3 protein-coding genes are annotated in these 23787 nt (G+C 73.9%); all 3 read left to right on the top strand.

Going from position 1 to position 23787, the window contains the following annotated elements; all coding sequences use genetic code 11:
* Positions 1-19: 19 nt before the first annotated feature.
* Positions 20-1384, top strand: a complete 1365-nt coding sequence (locus ABZS71_RS28605; RefSeq protein ID WP_356214725.1) for a serine hydrolase domain-containing protein — start codon at positions 20-22, stop codon at positions 1382-1384.
* A gap of 107 nt (positions 1385-1491) precedes the next feature.
* Positions 1492-20106, top strand: coding sequence for a non-ribosomal peptide synthase/polyketide synthase (locus tag ABZS71_RS28610; protein ID WP_356214727.1), 18615 nt, complete (start codon positions 1492-1494; stop codon positions 20104-20106).
* 11 nt (positions 20107-20117) lie between these two features.
* Positions 20118-23787: amino acid adenylation domain-containing protein (locus ABZS71_RS28615; protein ID WP_356214729.1), on the top strand; the 3670-nt coding region annotated here is incomplete at its 3' end.

The raw sequence follows: 23787 nt of genomic DNA on the forward strand, positions 1-23787 counted from the left end.
CCGTGGCAAGGAGTGCACCGTGTTCCACCGGTCACCGACCCCGTCCACAGCCGAGCAGCGGTCCAAGGCGCGCCGCCTGCTCGAAGACCGCCTCTCCGCGCTGGCCCGCGCCCACCAGGTACCCGGAGCCCAACTCGCCGTGCACAGCGGCGGATCCACGCTCGCCGTGGAGACCGGCGTGCTGGACTGCGCCACCGGGGAGCCGTTCACCACCGACACGGCGGTGCCCCTCGGCTCCATCACCAAGTCCTACACCGCGACCGTCGTCATGCTGCTGGTGGCGGACGGGGATGTGGAGCTGGACGACCAGCTCAGCGACCATGTGCCGGAGCTGCGGCGGGCTGGTCCGCCGTGCACGGTGAGACAGGTGCTCAGCCACACCGCCGGGCTCGCCTCCGGCCCGGACTCCGACCATGTGGCCGCGCTGACCACCTCGCGCTATCTGCTGGACCACTGCACCGACCGCACCCTGGTGATGCCCCCGGGGACCGACTTCTCGTACTCCAACGCCGGCTATGTCGCGGCGGGCCGGCTGATCGAGACGGTCACCGGGATGAGCTGGCAGGAGGCCATACGGTCGATCCTGCTGGACCCGCTGGGCACCGTCCCCTCCTTCATCGGCACCTCCGGTGCACCGCACCGGCCGGCCGCCCGCGGCCACTCGGCCAACAAGGCGACCGGCAGAACGCGGCCGGTCCGGCAGAACCTCGCCCCCGCCGAAGCCGCGGCCGGCGCCCTGATGGCCAGCGCCCTGGACCTGGTCGCGCTGGCCCGCGACCACATGGGCGACGGTGCGCCGAGGCTGCTGCCGCCTCAGCTCGCGGAGGAGATGTGCCGGCCCGTGCCCGGTGCCGACCCCGGTGTCCTCGCCGACGGCTGGGGCCTGGGGTTCGCGCTCTTCCGGCACGAGGGCGCCATCTGGTTCGGACACGACGGCAACGCCCAGGGCACCTCGTGCTATCTGCGGGCGGATCCCCGTACCGGTGTGGTCGTCGCCTTCACCAGCAACGCGGGCAGCGGCGCCGATCTGTGGTACGAACTGGCCGGCACCCTCGACGAGATCACCGGCATCGGCGTGCCCGGCACCCCGTCCCGGCCGCGCCCGGCCACCCCGATGGCCGCGACGGCGCAGTGCACCGGGGTCTATCTCAACGGTGACATCGAGTATCAGGTGACCATGAACGACAGCGGCACGCTCGCCCTGTCCGTGGACGGCGACTCCCCCGCCCCCCTGGTCTGTCACGAGGACCTGACCTGCGATCTGGTCGATCCGTCCTCCGGACGCCGGATCCCCGGCGGCCGCTTTGTGCGCGATCCGCGGACCGGCGCGGTCGACCGCATCCAGCTCTCGGGCCGGATGGCCCGCAAGAGCGCCCTCGTCTGAGGCACCGCACCTCATCCCACCGGGACGGACTCCCCACTCTCCCCAAGGCCGCCCGCGGTGATCACCCTGTCCCCGCCCGTTCACCCGCTCTGAAGGGCCGTCCCACCATGAAGGACCAGTACGACACGTCATCCGGTCCGGCGTTCGCACCCCAGGACGCCACGGACCTGCCCCCCGCGAAGTGGAACGCCACCGCCCGTGCCGCCTCCCGCGCACCGCTGGGCGAGCTCTTCCAGTCCTGGGCGGCCCGTACCCCCGATGCGCCCGCGCTGGTGGCCGGGGACCGGACGTGGTCCTTCGCCGAGGTCGACACCTGGGCCAACCGGCTGGCCCACCATCTCATCGGACGCGGCGTGGGGCCGGAGCGCGTGGTGGCGCTGGTGCTGCCGCGCTCGGCCGAGCTGGTGGTGGCCGAGCTGGCGGTGGCGAAGGCCGGCGGCGCGTTCCTGCCGATCGACCCCGCCCACCCCGAGGAGCGCCGCGCCATGATGCTGGCCGACGCCCGCGCGACCGTGGTGCTCGACGACCCGGAGCGGATCCGGTCCGTGGCGGGGCCCGGCCACGCGCCCGGCGACGGGGACCGGCTCGCACCGCTGCGTCCGGAGCACCCCGCGTATGTCATCTACACCTCCGGCTCCACGGGCGTGCCCAAGGGGGTGCTGGTGCCGCACGCCGGGCTGGGGAACTTCTCGGCCGCGACGACCGCCCACTACCGCGTCGAGCCCGGCGACCGGGTGCTGCAGTTCTCCTCGCCGAGCTTCGACGCCTCCGTTCTGGAGCTGTGCTCCTCCCTGCTCGCGGGCGCGGCGCTGGTGGTGCCCCCGGAGGGGCCGCTGCTGGGCGCCGAGCTGCCCGCGGTGCTGCGTGACCACCGGGTGACCCACGCCCTGATCCCCCCGGCGGCGCTGGCGACAGTGCCGCCCGAGGAGGTACGCGCCGGGCTGCCGGAGTTCCGCACCCTGATCGTGGGCGCCGAGGCGTGCCCGGCCGATCTGGTGGACCTGTGGGCGCCGGGCCGGCGGCTGGTCAACTCGTACGGACCGACGGAGGCCACCGTGGTGGCCACCTGGACGCAGGCCCTGCGGGCGGGCTCCGGCACCCCGCCGATCGGCCGTCCGCTGCCCAACACCCAGGTCTTCGTGCTGGATCAGGCGATGCGGCCGGTGCCGGTCGGCGCCACGGGAGAGCTGTACATCAGCGGCGCCGGGGTGGCCCGCGGCTATCTCGACCGCCCGGGGCTGACCGCCGGGCGCTTTGTCGCCGCCCCCTTCGGCCCGCCCGGCTCCCGGATGTACCGCACCGGCGATCTGGCCCGCTGGCGGGCCGACGGGCAGCTGGAGTTCCTCGGCCGGACCGACCATCAGGTCAAGGTCCGCGGCTTCAGGATCGAACTGGGCGAGGTGGAGGCCGCGCTGACCCGCCATCCGGAGGTCGGCGCCGCCGTCGTCACCGTCCGGGAGGACGAGCCCGGTCTGAAGCGGCTGGTCGCCTATGTGGTGCCCACCAGCGGCGGGACGCCGCCGCGGGCCGCACAGCTGCGGGACTGGGCGGCCCGGCTGCTGCCCGCCCATATGGTGCCGTCCGCCTATGTCGTGCTGGACGCGTTCCCCCTCACCCCGCATCGCAAGATCGACCGGCAGGCGCTGCCCGCGCCGCGCACCGGCCCGGACGGGGACACCCGGCACATCGCGCCCCGCACCCCCGCCGAGGCCGCCCTGGTCCGCATCTGGGCCGAAGTGCTGCCGGTGGACACCGTGGGGGTCGAGGACGACTTCCTGGGGCTCGGCGGCGACTCCATCCTCGGCGTCCGGATCCTGTCCCGTATCCGGGCGGAGCTGGGCGTGGAACTGACGCTCCGTGAGCTGCTCGACGCCCGGACCGTGGCGCGGCTGGCGGGCGCGCTGCCCGCCGAGCCCGTCGATCCCTCCACCGTATCCGAGCCGCCGATCCCCTCCGCGCCGCGCGACCGTCCGCTGCCGCTGTCCGCCGCCCAGCGGCGGCTGTGGTTCCTGGACGATCTGACCTCCGGCGGCATCGAGTACAACACCGGGGCCGGGCTGCGGCTGAGCGGCCCGCTCGACCGGGACGCCCTGGGCCGGGCGCTCGACGCCCTGGCCGCCCGGCACGACGCGCTGCGCACCACCTTCGCCACCGTGGACGGGCGCGGTGTGCAGCTCGTGGCCGAGTACGGGACCTTACCCCTGGAGCGGGTCGACCTCGGCGGGCATCCGGCCGCGGAGCGCGCCGAGGCCGTCGACGCCCGGCTGACCGAGGAGCTGGGCCGCCCCTACGACCTGGAACAGGGGCCGCTGACCAGAGCGCTGCTCATCCGGCTCACCGACGACGACCATGTCCTGCTGCTGGCCCAGCACCACATCGTCACCGACGGCTGGTCGGTCGGCGTCCTGGTCCGCGAACTGGCCGCGCTCTACGCGGCGGAGGTGGCCGGGACCGGCCCCGCGCTCCCCCACCTGCCCGTGCAGTACCCGGACTTCGCCGTCTGGGAGCGGAACCGGCCCGCCCCGCCGCGGCAGGACACCGATCTGAAGTACTGGCGGACCCGGCTCGCCGGAACGCAGACGCTGGAGCTGCCCACCGACCGGCCCCGCCCCCCGGTGCGCACCACCGCGGGCGCGGTGCACCGCCGCGAGTTGCCCGCCGATCTGGTGGCGGGCCTCGGCCGGCTCGGCCGGGAGCGGGGCACCACGCTGTTCACCCTGCTCGCGGCGTCCGTCGCGGTGCTGTTCTCGCGCTACTCGGGCCAGCGGGACGTCGCCTTCGGCACCGTCACCAGCGGACGCCACCGCAAGGAGCTGGAGTCGGTCGCCGGGTTCTTCGTCAACACGCTGGTGCTGCGCGCCGATGTCGACGGGGACAGCAGGGTCGAGCAGTTCCTGGACGCGATGCGCGAGACGGTGCTGGACGCCTTCGGCCATGACGAGCTGCCGTTCGAGCGTGTCGTCGAGGAGCTGGCCCCGCGGCGCGACCCCAGCCGCAACCCGCTGGTGCAGGCGCTGGTCGTCCAGCAGGGCGCCATGGTGCCCGCGCGGGAGGCCGGGGGCGTGCGGATCGCCGAGCACGCGCTGCCGCGACCGGCCGCGCGGTTCGATCTGGTGCTGGAGTTCCTGCCCCGGGACGACGGATCGCTCGGGCTGACCGTCGAGTACAACTCGGATCTGTTCGACGCCCGGACGATGGAACAGATGGCCCGGCATCTGCACCGGCTGCTGGCCGGGATGGTGGCCGATCCCGGCATCACCCTGGTCGAACTGCAGATGCTGAGCGACGCCGAGTGGCACAAAATGCTCGACGCCTGGAACGGAACGGGTCACGCCGCCTACGAGGCGACCCTGCCCGAACTCTTCGCGGCGCAGGCGGCGTCGCGGCCGTCGGCGCCCGCCGTGGCCTGGGGGGACACCCGGCTCTCGTACGACGAGGTCAACCGGCGCGCCAACCGGCTCGCACGGCTGCTCATCGACCGGGGGGTCGGCCCCGAGCAGCTGGTGGCCCTGGCGCTGCCGCGCTCGGCCGACCTCGTCGTCGTCCTGCTGGCGGTGCTCAAGGCGGGCGCCGGATATCTGCCGGTGGACCCCGGGTATCCGGCCCCGCGCATCGCGTTCATGCTGGACGATGCCGCGCCCTCGGTGATCCTCACCACCGCCGAGATGGCCGGCTGCCTTCCCGACGGCGCCGAGCCTCTCGTCCTGGACGACGAGGCGGTCCGCGCCGATCTGGCGAGCCGGGCGGACGGCGACATCACCGACGCCGAGCGGACCCGGCCGCTGGACCGGGCTCATCCCGCGTATGTCATCTACACCTCCGGTTCGACCGGCAGGCCCAAGGGCGTGGTGGTCACCCAGCAGAGCGTGGCCGGGCTGGTGGCCTGGGCCGCGGCGGAGCTGGGACCGGAGGGGCTGACCGATGTGGTGGCCTCGACCTCGCTCAACTTCGACGTGTCCGTCTTCGAGATCCTCTGCCCCCTGCTGGCGGGCGGCAGCATCGAGGTGGTCAGGGATCTGCCGGCCCTCACCGACCCTCACGACCGGCCGCGCGCGGCGGGGCTGCTCAGCGGGGTGCCGTCGGTGTTCGCGCGGATCCTGGGCGGGGACGCCCCGGACATCGGGGCCAAGACCGTGGTCCTGGCGGGCGAGGCCCTGCCCAGCCAGACCGTACGGGACATCCGGGAGGCCATGCCCTCCTGCCGCGTCGTCAATATGTACGGACCGACCGAGGCGACGGTGTACGCCACCGCCTGGTTCTGCGAGGGTGCCGCCCCCGAGCAGGCGCCGCCGATCGGCCGGCCCGTCGCGGACACCCGGGCCTACGTCCTCGACCCGACGCTGCGGCTGGTCCCGCCCGGGGTGACCGGCGAGCTCTACCTCGGCGGCCAGGGCCTCGCCCGCGGCTATCTCAACCGGTCGGCGCTGACCGCGAACCGCTTTGTCCCCGACCCCTTCGGGGCGGCCGGCAGCCGGATGTACCGCACCGGAGACCTGGTCCGGTGGAACAGCGACGGCCAGCTGGAATACATGGGCAGAGTCGACGACCAGGTGAAGATCCGCGGCTTCCGCATCGAACTGGGCGAGGTCGAGACGGCGCTGCTGCGCCACCCCGAGGTGGCCGAGGCGGCCGCCGTCGCGAAGGAGGCCGGGGACCACAAGCGGCTGATCGCCTACGTCGTCCCCGTGCCGGGAGCCTCGCCGGACCCGTCCGGGCTGCGGAGGTTCGTGACGAACGGCCTGCCCGACTACATGGTGCCCGCCTCGGTCCTCGTCCTGGAGCGGATGCCGCTCAACCCCAACGGCAAGCTGGACCGCGGCCGGCTCCCCGACCCGGACTGGGCCGCCGCGGCGGCGACCGGCTATGTGGCGCCCCGCACCGCGACCGAGCGGATTCTCGCGAAGGTCTGGGCCGGGATCCTGCGGGTGGAGCGCGTCGGCGTGGAGGACAACTTCTTCTCGCTCGGCGGCGATTCGATCCTTTCCATCCAGGTGGTCTCCCAGGCACGGCAGGCCGGCCTCCCGGTCACCTCGCGCGATGTCTACCGCCATCAGACGATCGCCGCTCTCGCCCTGAACCTGGACACCGCGGCTCCGGCCGCGCGCCCCGACGCCGTGGAGGAGGCGGCCACCGGGGACCTGCCGCTGACCCCCATCCAGCACTGGCTGTTCGAGGCCGACCCCGGGCGGGCCGGGCACTTCAACCAGACGATCTCCCTCGTCCTGCCCGAGGACGTGGACCAGGAGGCGCTGCGGGGGGCGCTGGCGGCGCTCGTGGACCACCATGACGCCCTGCGCTCCCGGTTCCACCGGAAGGACGGCGACGGCTGGTACCAGCGGATCGAGAGCGGGGGGACGCCGGACGTCCTGCGCCGCCACACCGGAGACGGCGCCCCCCATCCGGGCGGATTCGACCTGGCGGAGGGGCCGCTGCTGCGCGCGGTGCTCGAGGAGGCGGGCGCCGGAGCGCGGCCGGTGCTCCATCTCACCGTGCACCACACCGTGGTGGACGGGGTCTCCTGGCGCATTCTGCTGGAGGACCTGGACAGCGCCTACCGCCGGCTGGCGGAAAGCGCACCGGTCCGGCTTCCGGCCGCGTCCTCCTCGCTGCGCCGCTGGGCGCTCCGGCTGAACGACCACGCGGCGGCCGGCGGCTTCGCCGACGAGACGGACTACTGGACCGGGCTCGCCCGGGACTGCGACCCGTCGCTGCCCAGGGACCACGAGGGCGCGAACACCTACGCCTCCGCCCGCTCGGTCACCGTACGGCTCGGCCCGGACGAGACCACGGCCCTGCTCCAGACCCTGCCCGAGGTCTACCGGACGCAGGTCAACGATGTGCTGCTGAGCGCGCTGGCCCGGGTGCTGACCCGGTGGACGGGGCGTGGCCGGGTCCCGGTGGACCTGGAGGGCCACGGCCGCGAGGAGATCTTCGAGGAGGTGGATCTGTCCCGTACGGTCGGCTGGTTCACCACCCGCTTCCCGGTGGCGCTCTCCCTTCCGCAGTGGAAGGGCGGGGACTGGGGCGCGGTCCTCAAGTTCGTCAAGGAGCAGCTGCGGGCCGTACCGCGCCGTGGGCTCGGGTACGGGGTGCAGCGCCATCTGATCCGCCCCGAGGGGTTCCCGGAGGGTCCCACCGCCGGAATCAGCTTCAACTACCTCGGCCAGTTCGAGCTGCCGGGCGACGGCGACGGGCTCTTCCGCGGGCTCCACCGTGAACTGGCCCTGGACGCCGACCCGGCGGCCACGCGTCCGCATCCGCTGGAGGTGGTCGGCCGGGTCGAGGGGCGGACCCTGGAATTCACCTGGTTCTACTCGGGGAATCTGCACCGGGAGGAGACCGTCGGGCGGCTGGCCGAGGAGTTCCGGCAGGCGCTGTGCGAGATCGCCCGGCACGGCGCCGCGCCCAGCGCCGGCGGCCGCACCCCGTCCGACTTCCCGCTCGCCGCCCTCGACCAGCCCACCGTGGACCGGCTGGCGGGGGACGGCAACGGGGTGGAGGACATCTACCCGCTCACCCCCACCCAGGCGGGCATGCTGTTCCACGGGCTGTCCCAGGAGGACCGGCGCGCCTACTTCCAGCAGCTCACCTTCGTCCTCGACGGCGTGCCCGATCCCCGGGCGCTGGCTGCCGCCTGGCAGCACGTCACCGACCGGACACCGATTCTGCGCAGCCGCGCGGTGTGGGGCGGGGTGCCCGAACCGCTGCAGGTGGTGGAGCGGGGCGCCCGGGTGCCGGTCACCCAGCTCGACTGGCGCGAGCTGTCCGGGCCCCGGCGCCAGGAGGAACTGCGGATTTTCCTCGCCGAGGACCGGGCCAGGGGGCTCGACCTGGGCACCGCGCCGCTGATGCGGCTGGCCCTCGCCCGCCTCTCCGCCACCGAGGTGCGGGTGGTGTGGACCTTCCACCATCTGCTCCTGGACGGCTGGAGCCTCTTCCAGGTACTGTCCGACGTCTTCCACTGCCACGCCCGGTCGCGTGACGGATCGTCCGATGTGGCGGCCGGTCTGCCCAGCCGCCGCCCGTTCCGCGACTATGTGACCTGGCTGCGGGAGCGCGACTGGTCCCGGGCCGAGGAGCACTGGCGCGCCCGGCTCGCCGATCTGTCGGAGCCCACCCCGCTGCCCTTCGACCGGGAGCCCACCGAGACCCATCACGCGGAGTCCACCGAGGCGGTCCGGATCACGCTGCCCGCCGACGCCTCCCGCCGGCTGGAGGAGCTGGCCAGGGGCGCGGGGCTCACCATGAACACCCTGTTCCAGGGGGCGTGGGCGGTCCTGCTCGCCCGGCAGAGCGGGCGCGGGGACGTCGTCTTCGGGACCACGGTGTCCGGGCGTCCGCCGGAACTCCCGGGCGTCGAAGCGATGAGCGGACTCTTCATCACCACCGTGCCGACCCGGCTTTCGGTGCCGTCCGAGGGCACGCTGCTGTCCTGGCTGAGCTCGGTGCAGACGGAGCAGACCGAGGACCGGCGGTTCGACTTCGTACCGCTGACCCGGCTGCGGTCCTTCACCTCCCTCGCCGACCGGGTGAACCTCTTCGACTCCATCGTGGTCTTCGAGAACTACCCGGTCGGGGGGGACCTCGCCGCCGCGCACGGTCTGGAACTGCGGGAGCTCGACGGCATCGAGACGACGAACTACCCGCTGTCCCTGGTGGTCTACCCCGGCGAGGAGCTGGTGCTGCGGCTCGGCTACGACCCCGCCCTGTTCGACGACGCCACCGTCGGGCGCCTGGCCGAGTATCTGTCGGTGCTGCTCACCTCCATGGCCACCGGCCCGGACCGCGCGCCCGCGCGCCTTCCGATGCTCACCCCCGCCCGGAGCCGGCAGGTGCTCCAGGAGTGGAACGACACCGCGGCCCCGCTGCCCGAGGGCACGGTGGCCGAGCTGTTCGCCGCGCAGGTGGGGCGTACGCCGGACGCGCCGGCGCTGGACGGCGAGGGCGGCCCGGTCAGCTACCGGGAGCTCGACGCGCGCGCCAACCGGCTGGCCCACCGGCTCATCGGGCTCGGCGTCCGGCCGGAGCACCCGGTGGCGGTCCTGATGAACCGGTCCGTGGAGTTGGTGGTCGCCCAGTTGGCGATCGTCAAGGCCGGCGGGATGTACGTACCGCTGGACATACGCGCCCCCGAGGACCGGCTGCGGACGGTGCTGGCCGAGGCGGCGGCGGACGTGCTGCTGACCGACCGGGACCGGGAGCGCGCCGCGGCGGACATCCCGCACGGCGGGCGGACGCTGGTGGTGGAGGCCGGTGGCGACCTCGGCAGCGGGCCCAGCACACCGCCCCGGGTGGAGGTCTTCCCCGACAACACGGCCTATCTGATGTTCACCTCGGGCTCCACGGGACGGCCCAAGGGGGTCGCGGTGCGCCACCGCGACATCACCGCCCTCGCCTTCGACCGCGCCTTCGCGGCGCACGAGCGGGTGCTGGTGCACTCCCCCCAGGCGTTCGACGCCTCCACCTACGAGCTGTGGGTGCCGCTGCTGCGCGGCGGCCGGGCCGTCCTGGCGCCTCCCGGGGACGTGGACGCGGACACCGTACGCCACGCGATCGCCGCGCACGGGGTGACCTGCCTGTGGCTCACCGCCGGTCTCTTCCGGCTGCTCGCGCAGGAGGCGCCGGAGTGCCTGCGCGGCGCCCGGGAGGTGTGGACAGGCGGCGAGGCCGTGCCCGCCGGGGCGGTGCGCCGGGTGCTCGACGCGTGCCCGGAGCTGACGGTGGTCGACGGCTACGGGCCCACCGAGACCACGACCTTCGCCACCCGGCGCCCCTTCCGCGCCGGGGAGGAGCTGCCACCGACGCTGCCCATCGGACGGCCGCTGGACAACACCCGCGTCCATGTCCTGGACGCCTTCCTCCAGCCACAACCCCCGGGCGTCCCCGGCGAGTTGTACATCGCGGGCGCCGGTCTCGCCCGCGGCTACCGCGACCGCCCCGGCCCGACGGCCGAGCGGTACGTCGCCGACCCCTTCGGGCCGCCCGGCTCCCGGATGTACCGCACCGGGGACATCGTGGCCTGGACCGCCGACGGCGAACTGAGCTTCGTGGGCCGGTCCGACGACCAGATGAAGGTCCGGGGCTTCCGTATCGAACCGGGCGAGATCGAGGCCGCGCTCACCCGCCACGGGGCCGTCGCGGAGGCGGTCGTCGCGCTCGCGCGCGAGGGGGAGCGCACCTTGCTGGCCGCCTATCTGGTCCCGGTCCGCGGTGACGCGGTGCCGGACCCCGAGGAGCTGCGGCCGTTCCTGGGCGCCGTACTGCCCGACTACATGGTGCCCGCGGTCTTCGTCAGCCTCGACGAACTGCCGCTCACCGGCAACGGAAAGGTGGACCGCCGCCGGCTGCCCGCACCTGACTGGGCGGCCGCCTCGGGCGCGGGGTACGTGGCACCGCGCACCGACGCCGAGCGGGCCCTCGCGGCGATCTGGGGCACCCTGCTGGGCCGGGACCGGATCGGGGTCGAGGACAACTTCTTCATGCTCGGCGGGGACTCGATCCTCAGCATCCAGGTCGCCTCCCGCGCCCGGCAGGCGGGGCTGTCGCTGACGCCCAGGGAGCTCTTCCGGCACCCCACGATCGCCTCGCTCGCCACCGTCACCCAGGCCGCCGCGCGCCCCGCCACCGACGCGGGGCCGGTGACCGGGGACGTGCCGCTCACCCCGATCCAGCACTGGTTCTTCGGCACGCAGAGCGCCTGGCCCGCGTACTTCAACCAGTCCGTCGTGGCCGAACTCGACCAGGATCCCGACCCCGAGGCGCTCCGGCAGGCGCTCCGGGCGCTGCTGGAACACCATGACGCGCTGCGGACACGCTTTACGCGCCGGGCGGACGGGAGCGTACGGCAGTACTGCCCGCCGCCGGACGAGGCGGGTCCGGTACCGCTGCGGGAGCACGACCTGTCGGGGCTCGGCGCCCGCGAGCGGCGGGCCGCCGAGGACGCGGCCATGGCCGAGGCGCACGCCGGCTTCGAGCTGGAGCGCGGGCCGCTGCTGGCCGCCCGGCTGCTGCGCACCGGAGACGGGCGACCGCCGGCGCTCTTCCTGACCGTGCACCACCTCGTGGTGGACGGTGTCTCCTGGCGGGTGCTGCTGGAAGACCTGGACACCGCCTACCACCAGGCGCTCCGCGGCGAACGGCCCGATCCGGGCGCGCGCACCACCTCGGTGCGGGACTGGTCCCGGCGCCTGGTCGAGCACACCGCCGCGGGCGGCTTCGACGCCGAACTCCCGTACTGGACGGCGGTGTCCGCGGACTGTGCCGCCGGGCTGCCCGTCGACGGTGAGGGGGACGCCACCGTCGCGGCCATGGAGACGGTCACCGTCCGGCTGGACCAGCGCCGGACCACCGCCCTGCTCCAGCAGGTGCCCGGGATCTACCACACCCGCGTCGACGACGTCCTGCTCGCGGCGCTGGGCCGGGTGCTGGCCGAGTGGACCGGGCGGCACAAGGTGGCCGTCGATCTGGAGGGGCACGGCCGGGAGGAACATCTGCTCGACGGGGTGGACCTCTCCCGTACCGTCGGCTGGTTCACCACCATGTTCCCGGTGGCTCTGGAGATCCCGGCCGGCGGCTGGGGCAAGACGCTCAAGTCCGTCAAGGAGCAGCTGCGGTCGGTGCCCGCGCGGGGCATCGGCTACGGGACGCTGCGCCATCTGGCCCCGTCCACCGGGCTCCGGGACACGCCGCGGCCCCTGATCAGCTTCAACTACCTTGGCCAGTTCGACTGGTCCGCCGCCGGGGAGTCCCTGGTCGCCGCCGTACGGGGCGGGTTGGGCGGTGACGCGGCACCGGAGTCGGAGCGGGCGCATGTGCTGGACGTCGTGGGCCGGGTCGAGCAGCGGTGCCTGGAGATCACCTGGTACTACGGCTCGGGGACGCACACGAAGGAGACGGTGGACCGGCTGGCCCAGGAGATGCTCCGCGCCCTGGAGGAGATCGTCGGCCACTGCGCCGAGCCCGGGGCCGGCGGCCGTACGCCGTCGGACTTCCCGCTGGCCCGGCTGGACCAGGCCGCGGTGGACCGGGTGGCCGGCGACGGCCGGGCGGTGGAGGACATCTATCCGCTGGCCCCGATGCAGGCCGGCATGTTGTTCCACAGCCTGGTGGACCCGGCGTCGGACGCCTACTTCAACCAGGTGCAGCTGGGGCTGACCGGGGTGACGGATCCGGTGGCGCTGGCGACGGCATGGCAGCGGACCGCGGACGCCAACCCGATCCTGCGCACCCGTCTGGTCTGGGAGGACACCCCGGAGCCCCTTCAGGTCGTCCAGCGCCGGGCCGCCGTACGCATCGTCCACCACGACTGGACCGGACGGCCCGACCGGTGGCGCGAGGCCGAACTGAGCCGGCTGCTGGCCGAGGACCGGGCCGAGGGGCTCGACCTCGGGGCCGCCCCGCTGATGCGGCTGACCCTGATCCGGCTGTCCCCCGACGAGGTCCGGCTGATCTGGACCTTCCACCATGTGCTGCTGGACGGCTGGAGCGCGGCGCAGGTCTTCGACGAGGTGTGCGAGCGGTACGCGGCGCTCACCACCGGACGCGGCGCGGACGTCCCCGCCCGCCGGCCCTTCCGCGAGTATCTGGACTGGCTCGGCGCGCAGGACACGGCGGAGGCCGAGCGGTTCTGGCGCGGGGCGCTGGCGGGCTTCACCTCCCCGACCGAGCTGCCGCGGGACCGGACCGCGGTCGAGGCGCACCGCACCGCCTCCTCCGGCACCCACCGGGTGACCCTCGGCGCCGAGGAGTCCGCCCGGCTGCGCACGACGGCCCAGCGGAGCGGGCTGACCATGAACACGGTGGTACAGGGCGCCTGGGGGCTGCTGCTGTCCCGGTACAGCGGGGCCCATGACCTGTGCTTCGGCACGACCGTCTCCGGGCGTCCGGCCGCGCTGCCTGGTGTCGAGTCCATGGTCGGGGTGTTCATCAACACCGTGCCCACCCGGGTCCGGGTGGACGGCCAAAGCCGGCTGCTGACCTGGCTGCGGGAGCTCCAGACGGCGCAGTCGGAGTCCCGGCGCTTCGACTTCGTGTCCCTGGCGCAGCTGCGGAGCTGGAGCGATGTCCCCGGCGGGGTCAATCTCTTCGACAGCATCGTGGTCTTCGAGAACTACCCGTTCGACAGCGAGGCCATCGCGGCGCACGGCCTCGGCATCCGGCAGGAGCGCGATCTGGAGCCGACCAACTACGCGCTCAGCGTGGTGGTGGCGCCCGAGGAGCGGCTGTCGATCTCGCTGGACTACGACCCCGCCGCCTTCGACGCCTCGACGATCGAGCGGCTGGGTTCGTGTCTGCGCGGGCTCCTGGAGGAGATGGCGGTCGATCCCGTACGGCGGCTGGACGAGCTGCCGCTGATCGGCGAGGCGGAGACCCGGCGGATCCTCGACGAGTTCAGCGGCCCGGTCTCCCCCGCGCCACGGGCGGTCCTGCCCGAGCTCTTCGAGGCGCAGGCGGCCCGTACTCCGGACTCCGTGGCGGTGGTCGGGGAGGACGGACGGCTGACCTACCGGGAGCTGAACGAGCGCGCCAACCGGCTGGCCCGGCTGCTGATCGGCTCAGGGGCGGGCCCCGAACACTTCGTCGCCCTCGCGATGCCGCGCACCCCGGAGCTCGTGGTGGCCCTGCTGGCGGTGCTCAAGAGCGGTGCCGGATATCTCCCGGTCGACCCCGCCTACCCGGCGGAGCGCATCGCGTTCATGATCGGCGACATCGCCCCGGACACCGTCCTGACCACCGAGGAGGTGGCGGAGAAGATTCCCGCCGGACCCGCCCGGATCCTGCTGAACGGCGCGGACTCGGGCCGCCGGGCGGCCGGGCAGCCCGCCCATGACATCACCGATGCCGAGCGGACGTCCCCGCTGTCCCCCGGCCATCCGGCCTATGTCATCCACACCTCCGGATCGACCGGTACGCCCAAGGGCGTCGTGGCCACCCACCAGGGTGTCGCGGCGCTGGGGGCGTGGGCGGCGGCGGAGTTCGGGGCGGCGGGCCTGTCCCATGTGGTGGCCTCCACCTCGCTCAACTTCGATGTGTCGGTCTTCGAGATCATCTGCCCGCTGCTGACGGGCGGCTGCCTTGAGATCGTCCGCGATCTGCTCACCCTGGCCGAGCGGACACAGCCCTGGACCGCGAGCCTGATCAGCGCCGTGCCCTCCGCCCTCGGGCAGGTGCTCGGCAAGGGGTCGGTCGCCGTCGCGGCCGACACGGTGGTGCTGGCGGGTGAGGGGCTCGCGGCCCGTACCGTCCAGGAGGTCCGCGCGGCCATCCCTGGCTGCCGGGTGGCGAACATCTACGGCCCCACCGAGGCCACCGTCTACGCCACCGCCTGGACCTGCGACCCCGCCGACCCCGGCCGGACCCCGCCCATCGGCGCCCCGATCGCCGCGACCCGCGCCTACGCGCTGGACGCCCGGCTGCGGCCGGTGCCCGTCGGCGTGCCCGGAGAGCTGTATCTCGCCGGCCCCGGCCTGGCGAGGGGCTACTTCGGCCGACCCGGACTGACCGCGCAGCGGTTCACGGCCGACCCCTTCGGCCCGCCGGGCAGTCGGATGTACCGCACCGGCGACCTGGTCCGCTGGGACCAGGACGGGCAGCTGGAGTACCTCGGCAGAACCGACGACCAGGTCAAGGTGCGCGGCTTCCGGATCGAACTGGGCGAGGTCGAGGCCGCGCTGGCCCGCCACCCCGATGTCGCCGAGGCCGCCGCGGCCGTCATCGACACCTCGGGCCACAAGCGCCTGGCCGGCTATGTCGTCCCGGCCTCGGGACACCCGGTGGACCCCGCGGCGATGCGCGCGTTCCTCGCCCGGAGCCTGCCGGACCATATGATCCCCGCGGCGATCGTCACGCTGGACCGGCTGCCGCTGGGCACCAGCGGCAAACTCGACCGGCGGGCGCTGCCCGTACCGGTCTGGGCCGCCCCCGCCACCGGCCACATCCCCCCGCGTACGGAGGCCGAGAAGGCCCTCGCCGCGATCTGGGCCGAGGTCCTGGGGCTGGAGCGGGTCGGCGTGGAGGACAACTACTTCACCCTCGGCGGCGACTCCATCCTCAGCATCCAGATCGTCTCCTCGGCCCGCCGGGCCGGGATCGCGCTGACGCCCCGCCATCTCTTCGTTCACCAGACCGTCGCGGCCCTGGCCGCCGCCGCGCAGGACGTACCGGCCACGGCGGCCACCGCCGAACAGGGGCCGGTCGTCGGCGAGGTGCCGCTCACCCCGATCCAGCACTGGCTCTTCGAAAGCCTCCCCGAGAGCCCCTGGCACTTCACCCAGTCGGTCTCCGCTGAACTGAGCGGCCCGGTGGACGAGACCGCGCTGCGCGCCGCCCTGGCCACGCTGCCGGAGCACCACGACGCCCTGCGGATGCGGTTCGAGCGCAGCGGGGACGGCCCCTGGCGCCAGCACAACGCCCCGCCCGGCGCCGCGCGGATGCTCGACGTCCACGATCTGTCCGCCGATGAACCGGGGCGGCGGGCCGAGGTGATGCGCAAGATCGCCGGGCAGGCGCAGGCCGGATTCGACCTCGCCCGGGAGCCGCTGCTCAAGGCCGTGCTCTTCACCCGGGGCGACGAGGAGCGCCCGGTGCTCTTCCTGACGGCCCACCATCTGGTGGTCGACGCCGTCTCCTGGCGCATCCTGCTGGAGGATCTGGACACCGCCTACCGTCAGATCACCGCCGGAGGACCTGCGGAGCTCGGCCCGAAGAGCACCTCGTTCCGGGAGTGGTCACAGCGGCTGCGCGACCACACCGCCGCCGGGGGCTTCGACGACGAGCTCGGCCACTGGACGGCGGCGGACGGGTGCGTGGACCTTCCCACGGACGGCGAGGGACCCAACGCCGCGGCCTTCGAGGAGTCGGTGACCGTCCGGCTCGACGGGGAGGAGACCCGCGTACTGCTGCAGGACGTGCCGGGCGCCTATCTGACCCGGATCAACGATGTGCTGCTGTGCGCGCTGGGCCGGGTGCTCGGCCGCTGGACCGGTCATGACCGGGTGCTGGTGGATCTGGAGGCGCACGGCCGCGAGGAGATCTTCGAGGGGGTCGATCTCTCCCGTACCGTCGGCTGGTTCACCAGCATGTTCCCGGTCGCGCTGGAGGCCGGCGCCGAAGCCGGTCTTGAGGAGACGCTGAAGGCCGTCAAGGAGCGGCTGCGGGCGGTGCCCCGCAAGGGACTGGGATACGGGGCGCTGCGCCATCTGTCCCCGGCGGCCGCGCCGGGCCTCCCCGACGCGCCCCGGATCAGCTTCAACTATCTCGGCCGGCTCGACTGGCAGCCGCCCGGCACCGGCGGTCTGCTGCACGCCCCGCACGGCGGACTGGACGGGGATATGAGCGGGGAGGCGCCCCGGCCGCACCTCATCGACGTGGTCGGCAGGGTGGAGGACGGGCGGCTGGAGCTCTCCTGGTCCTACTCCCGGTGTCTGCACCGGCGCACCACCGTGGTCCGGCTCGCCGAGGGGATGGTGGAGGAGCTGCGGGCGATCGTACGGCTCTGCTCCCGGCTGGAGGCGGGCGGGCGGACGCCCTCGGACTTCCCGCTGGCGGCCCTGGACCAGGAGACCGTCGACCTGCTGGCGGGCGACGGGCGGGACGTGGCGGACATCTATCCGCTGACGCCGACCCAGACCGGGCTGGTCTTCCATGGGCTGGCCCAGCGCGACCAGGGGCTCTATGTGGAGCAGGCGACCTTCGTCCTGGACGGGGTCCGGGACTCCCGGGTCCTGGCCTCCGCCTGGCAGCATGTCGTCGACCGCACCCCCGTGCTGCGCAGCGAGGTGGTGGTGCGGGGGGTGCCCGAGCCTCTGCAGATCGTGCGCCGTACGGCAGCCGTACCGGTCGAGGAGCTGGACTGGAGCCGGCTGACGGAGGACGAGCGCCGGGCCGCGCTGCGGCGGCTGCTCGACGAGGACCGCGCCCGGGGGATGGATCTCACCGCGGCCCCGCTGCTCCGTATCACCCTCGCCCGGCTCTCGCCGAGCGAGGTCCAGGTGCTCTGGACCTTCCACCATGTGCTGCTCGACGGTTGGAGCGTCTTCCAGGTCCTCTCCGATGTCTTCGCCGCCCATGCCGCCCTGGCCGCCGGTGAACGGCCCCGGCTGGAGGCCCGTCGGCCGTTCGCGGACTATGTGGCCTGGCTCGGCCGACAGGACCGTACACAGGCCGAAGCGCACTGGCGGCAAGCGCTGGAGGGATTCGCCGCTCCCACTCCTCTCCCCTATGACCGCAAGCCGACGCCGGAGACCGCCACCCGGTCCTCCCAGTGGCTGTCGCACCGGCTCGGTGAGCAGGACACCACCGCCCTCCAGGACTTCGCCCGGCGGCACCGGCTCACGCTCAATACGATCGTCCAGGGCGCTTGGGGATTACTCGTGTCTCGCTTGAGCGGAGAGTCGGACGTCTGCTTCGGGGCGACGGTCTCCGGACGGCCGACGGAGCTGCCGGGCGCCGACAGCATCACCGGCATCTTCATCAACACCCTGCCCGTACGGCTGGCGGTGAACGGCGACGCCGCCGCGGCCGCCTGGCTGCGCGGGCTCCAGACCGACCAGGCGGACGCCCGCGGCTTCGGCCATGTGCCGCTGTCCCAGCTGCAGGGCTGGAGCGAGGTACCGGGCGGGGTGAACCTCTTCGAGAGCCTGGTGGTGTTCGAGAACTACCCGATCAACAGCTCCGCCGCCGCCGAGCACGGACTGCGGGTGCGGGACCTCCAGGCCCTGGAGTCCACCAACTACGCGCTGACCGTGGTCGTCTCGCCCGGCGCCGAGCTGTCCGTCGAACTCGGCTATGACCCGCGGCTCTTCGAGGACGCCACCGCTCGGGCTCTCGCCGACCGGCTGACGCATGTCCTTCGCGCCCTCGCCGCGGCCCCCGACGACCTGCCGCTGGACCGGATCGACATCCTGCCGGCCGCCGAGCGCCACCGGCTCCTGGTGGACTGGAACGACACCGCCCGGCCGGTCCAGCAGGCGACGCTGGCCCAGCTCTTCGAGGCGGCGGCGGACCGCCGGCCCGACGCGCCCGCGGTGGTCTCCCCCGAGGGACGGCTGTCCTACGCGGAGCTGGACATGTGGGCCAACCGCCTCGCCCACCGCCTCATCGCCCAGGGCGTGGGCCCCGGGGAGATCGTCGCCCTGGTGCTGCAGCGGTCGGTCGAGATCGTGGTCGCCCAGCTCGCGGTGGCCAAGGCCGGGGGCGCCTATCTGCCCGTCGACCCCGACTACCCCGCCGAGCGCATCGCCCTGATGCTCGGCGACGCCGCCCCGCTCGTCACCCTCGGGGGGACGGCCGGGGTCCACACCGCCGAAGGCCCCGCGCACCGGCCCACCGACGCGGACCGGACGCGCCCGGTCGATCCCGACGACCCCGCGTATGTGATCTACACCTCCGGATCCACCGGCACGCCCAAGGGCGTGGTCGTCACCCACCGCGGGATCGGGAGCTTCGCCGCCGCCGAGGCCGAGCACTACCAGGTGCGGCCGGGCGACCGCGTGCTGCAGTTCGCCTCGCCCAGCTTCGATGCCTCCGTCCTGGAGCTGTGCATGGCGCTGCCGGCCGGGGCCGCCCTCGTGGTGCCCGAGCCCGGTCCGCTGCTGGGCGGGCATCTGGCCGATGTGCTCCGCGAGCGGCGCGTCACCCACACCCTCATCCCGCCCGCCGCGCTCGCCACGCTGCCCGTGGGCACCGAGAAGGAGCTGCCGGAGCTGCGCACGCTGATCGTCGGGGGGGATGCCTGCGGTACCGAGCTGACGGCCCGGTGGGCCCCGCACCACCGCATGATCAACTCCTATGGGCCCACCGAGGCCACCGTGGTCGCCACCTGGTCCGAGCCGCTCGTCGCCGACGGTTCCCCGCCGCCCATCGGACGGCCTGTCCCCAACACCCGGGTCCATCTGCTCGACGCGCGGCTGCGCCCGGTGCCGCCGGGGGTCCCCGGCGAGCTGTGGATCAGCGGCCCGTCGCTCGCCCGGGGCTATCTGGGCCGCCCGGGTCTGACCGCGTCCCGCTTTGTCGCGGACCCCTTCGGGCCGGCCGGCTCCCGGATGTACCGCACCGGCGATCTCGCCCGCTACGACGCCGAGGGCCGGCTCCACCACCTGGGGCGCACCGACCACCAGATCAAGCTGCACGGCTACCGGATCGAGGCCGGCGAGGTGGAGACCGCCCTGGGCGGCCACCCGGCCGTCCTGGAGGCCGTGGTGACGGTCCGTGAGGACGAGCCCGGTGTGCGCCGGCTGGTGGCCCATCTCGTTCTCGCGCCCGGTGCCACCGCGCCGTCGGGCGCCGAGCTCCGGGCCCAGCTGGGCCGGACGCTGCCCGGGTACATGATCCCGTCGGCGTTCGCCGTCCTGGACCGCCTGCCGCTCACGGAGAACGGCAAGACCGACCGCGCGGCCCTGCCCGCGCCCGGCCCCGCCACCGCCGCACCGGCCGGCCATGTCGAGCCGCGCACCCCCACCGAGGAGGTCATCGCGGAGATCTGGGCGCAGGTGCTGGGGGTCGCCAAGGTCGGCGCCGAGGACGAGTTCTTCGCCCTGGGCGGTGACTCGGTCCGCAGTCTGCTGATCGCCTCCCGCGCCAAGGAGGCGTTCGACGTCGATCTGACGCCCCGGGACATCCTGACCGCGCACACCGTCGCCGCCCTCGCCGACCTGGTCGAGGAGCGGATCCTGCGCGAACTCGAAGACGCCGCTCTCGGCGGCAGCGACCACGACGAACGGTGAGGAAAGAGAACATGACGTCTTCGAGGAACAGCCGTGCCTCCGCCCTGCCGGAGGAGCTGCGGGAAGCGCTGCGCCGCCGTCTCGCGGGCAAGGCCGGGCGCACCGAGGCGATCCCCCGCGCGGACCGCGCACAGCCGCTTCCGCTCTCCTTCGCGCAAGCGCGCCTGTGGTTTCTGCACACCCTCCAGCCGGACGAGGCCGGGTACAACAGCGCGGTGGCGCTGCGGTTGACCGGTGCCCTGGATCCGGCCGCGCTCTCCCGGGCGCTGGACACCCTGGTGGAGCGCCATGAGGCACTGCGGACCGTCTTCGAGGACGGGGACGGACAGCCCTCGCAGGTGGTGCTTCCGGCCGCCCCGCTCCCGCTGCCGGTGGCGGACCTCGACGGCGCGCAGGACGGCCGGAAGGCGCTGGAGCGGCGGCTGCAGGCGGAGTACTCGCGCCCGTTCGACCTGCGGACCGGGCCGCTGCTGCGGGCGCTGCTGATACGGGTGGCCGACGCCGAGCACGTCCTGCTGCTGACCGCCCATCACATCGTGACGGACGGCTGGTCCATGGGCGTTCTGGTGGACGAGGTGTGCGCGCTGTACGACGCCGGGGTGGCGGAGGGCGAGCGGAAGCCGCTGCCGCCGGTGCCGGTCCAGTACCCGGACTTCGCGGTGTGGCAGCGGGAGCGGCTGGACGGGCCCGCGCTGGAGAAGCAGCTCGACTACTGGAAGGGGCGACTGGACGGCATCGTCCCCCTGGAGCTGCCCGCCGACCGGCCCCGGCCGGCGGTGCGCGGCTCGGCGGGGGCGGTGTACGAGTTCACCGTGGCACGCGGCGCCGCGGCCCGGCTCCGGGGGCTGGCCGCGGAGCAGCGGACGACCCTGTTCACCGCGCTGGTCGCCGCGTGCCAGGGGCTGTTCGCGCGCTGGTCGGGGCAGGACGACATCGCGATCGGCACCGTCACCTCGGGCCGTGGCCGCATCGAGCTGGAGCGCGCCGTCGGCTTCTTCGTCAACACTGTCGTGCTGCGTTCCGGGGTGGACACCTCGCGCTCGTACCGGGAGCTGCTCACCGACGCCGGCACCACGGTCCTCGACGCCTTCGCGCATGACGAGACGCCGTTCGAGCGGCTGGTGGAGACCGTGGGGGCGCGCCGGGACGCGGGCCGCAATCCGCTGTTCGACGTCATGGTGCTGCTCCACAGCACCCCGCGGACCGCGCCCCGGATGGCCGGGCTGGCGGCCGAGAGCGTCGATGTGCCCCGGCAGTCGGCCACCTTTGACCTCAGCGTGGAGTTCCTGGAGGACGGGGACGAGCTGCGGGGGCTGCTGGAGTACAGCACCGAGCTGTTCGACGCCGGGACCGCCGAGCGGATGGCCGGGCATCTGCTGGTGCTGCTCGACGCGGTGAGCGCCGAGCCGGACCGGCCGGTGCGGGAGCTGCCGCTGCTGACGGACGAGGAGCGGCGGCGGGTGACGGACGGCGGGCACGGCGCCGCCCTGGCGGTCGAGCCGTCCACCTTCCCCGCGGTGTTCGAGGCGCAGGCGGCCCGCACTCCGGCGGCGACGGCGCTGGTCGCCGGGGAGGAGGTGTACGACTTCGCGGGGCTCAACGCGGCCGCCAACAGGCTGGCGCACCATCTGATCGCGCGGGGCGTCGGCCCCGAGCGGATCGTCGGGGTGAAGCTGCCCCGCACCGCCGACATGGTGGTGGCCATCCTCGCCGTCCTCAAGGCGGGCGGTGTCTATCTGCCCATCGATCCTGAACTCCCGGCCGAGCGCGTCGCGTTCCTCACCGCCGACGCCGAGCCGATGCTGGTGCTCGACGAGACGGCGCTGCGTACGGTCCCCGCCACGCTGCCGGCGGCCGATCCCACCGACGCCGACCGGACCGGCGCGCTGCACCCGGACAGCACGGCCTACGTCATCTACACCTCCGGCTCCACCGGCCGCCCCAAGGGCGTGGCCGTGGACCATCGGGCGATGGTGAATCTGCTGGTCAACCACCGCCATGGCTTGGTGGCGGAGGCGGGCGGCGGGCCGCTGCGCGCCGCCCTGACCGCGTCGTTCTCGTTCGACACCTCGCTGGAGGGCCTGCTGCTGATGGCCGACGGCCATGAGCTGCATCTCATCGACGAGACGACCCGGCTCGATCCGGCCGCGCTCGTCGGCCACATCGTCGAGCACCGGGTCGACTTCCTCGATCTCACCCCGTCGTATCTGCGGCAGCTCCTCCCGGCCGGGCTGCTTGACCACCCCCGGCACCGCCCCCGGGTGCTGATGCTGGGCGGCGAGGCCCTCGGGCAGGCACTGTGGCGGCAGTTGGCGGACGCCTCCGGCACCACGGCGTACAACTTCTACGGGCCCACCGAGTGCACCGTGGACGCGCTCTGGGCCCGGATCGGCGGGAGCGGCCGGCCGGTGGTGGGCCGGCCGCTGGGCAATCTGCGCGCCTATGTGCTCGACGCCCGGCTCCAGCCGGTGCCGGTCGGCGTCGCGGGCGAGCTGTATCTCGCCGGCGACCAGCTCGCCCGCGGCTATGTGCGCCGCCCCGGGCTGACCGCGGCCCGCTTTGTGGCCGACCCGTTCGGGCCCGCCGGGAGCCGGATGTACCGCACCGGCGATGTGGCGCGCTGGACCGCGGACGGGCAGCTGGACTACCTCGGCCGCGCGGACGACCAGGTGAAGATCCGGGGCCGGCGGATCGAACCGGGCGAGATCGAGGCCGCGCTGCTCGATCTGCCCGCCGTCGCCGAGGCGGCCGTCGTCGCCGTGACCGACGACCGCGACCACGTTCGGCTGGCCGCTTACTACGTACCGGCCGCCACCGCCGAACCGCCCACCGCGGCGGAGCTGCGCGCGGCCCTCGGGCGCACCCTGCCGGCCCCCATGATCCCGGCCGCCTTCGTGGCCCTGGCCGCCATGCCGCTCACCACCAGCGGCAAGCTGGACCGCCGGGCGCTGCCCGCCCCGAGGGCCGACGAGGCTCAGCGGGAGAACACCTATACCGCTCCGCGGACCCCGGCGGAGAAGGAGCTCGCGCGGATCTGGGCCGAGGTGCTCGGCGCCGGGGCGGTGGGGGTGACCGACAACTTCTTCGAACTCGGCGGCGACTCGATCCTCAGCATCCAGACGGTCTCCCGCGCCCGCCGGGCCGGGCTGCGGCTCACCTCGCGGGACATCTTCCTGCATCAGACCGTCGCCGATCTGGCCGCCGCGCTCGCCTCGCGGACCGCGCCCGAGCCCGACAGCGCCGCCGGCCGGACGGACGACGCGGGTCCGGCGCCGCTCACCCCGATCCAGCACTGGTTCTTCGCCACCCACGGTCCGCTGCGCCACTTCACCATGTCGATGGTGATCGACCTCCCGTACGGCCTCGACGAGACGGCGCTGAGCGCCGCTCTGGACGCCGTGGTCGCCCACCACCCCGCCCTGCGCACCCGGTTCGTCCGCGACGGCGACGCGTGGCGGCAGGAACCCACCGGCGCGGCGGCGGGGCCCCTGCTGCGCCGCCATGACCTGTCCGGGCTGTCCGGGGCCGAGCAGCGCACGGCGGCCGAGGCGGCGGCCGACGCCGCCCGCGCCGAACTCGACCTCGCCACGGGGCAGTTGCTGCGCTCCGCGCTGATGCTGAGCGGGGCGGGGGCCCGGCCGCGGCTGTTCCTGACCGTGCACCATCTGGCCGTGGACAGCG

This window comes from Streptomyces sp. NPDC005393 (assembly GCF_040606675.1).
Lineage (GTDB): Bacteria > Actinomycetota > Actinomycetes > Streptomycetales > Streptomycetaceae > Streptomyces.

Coding starts and splice junctions, on each gene's coding strand:
- ABZS71_RS28610 (WP_356214727.1), top strand. CDS start 1,492: ATGAAGGACCAGTACGACACGTCATCCGGTCCGGCGTTCGCACCCCAG.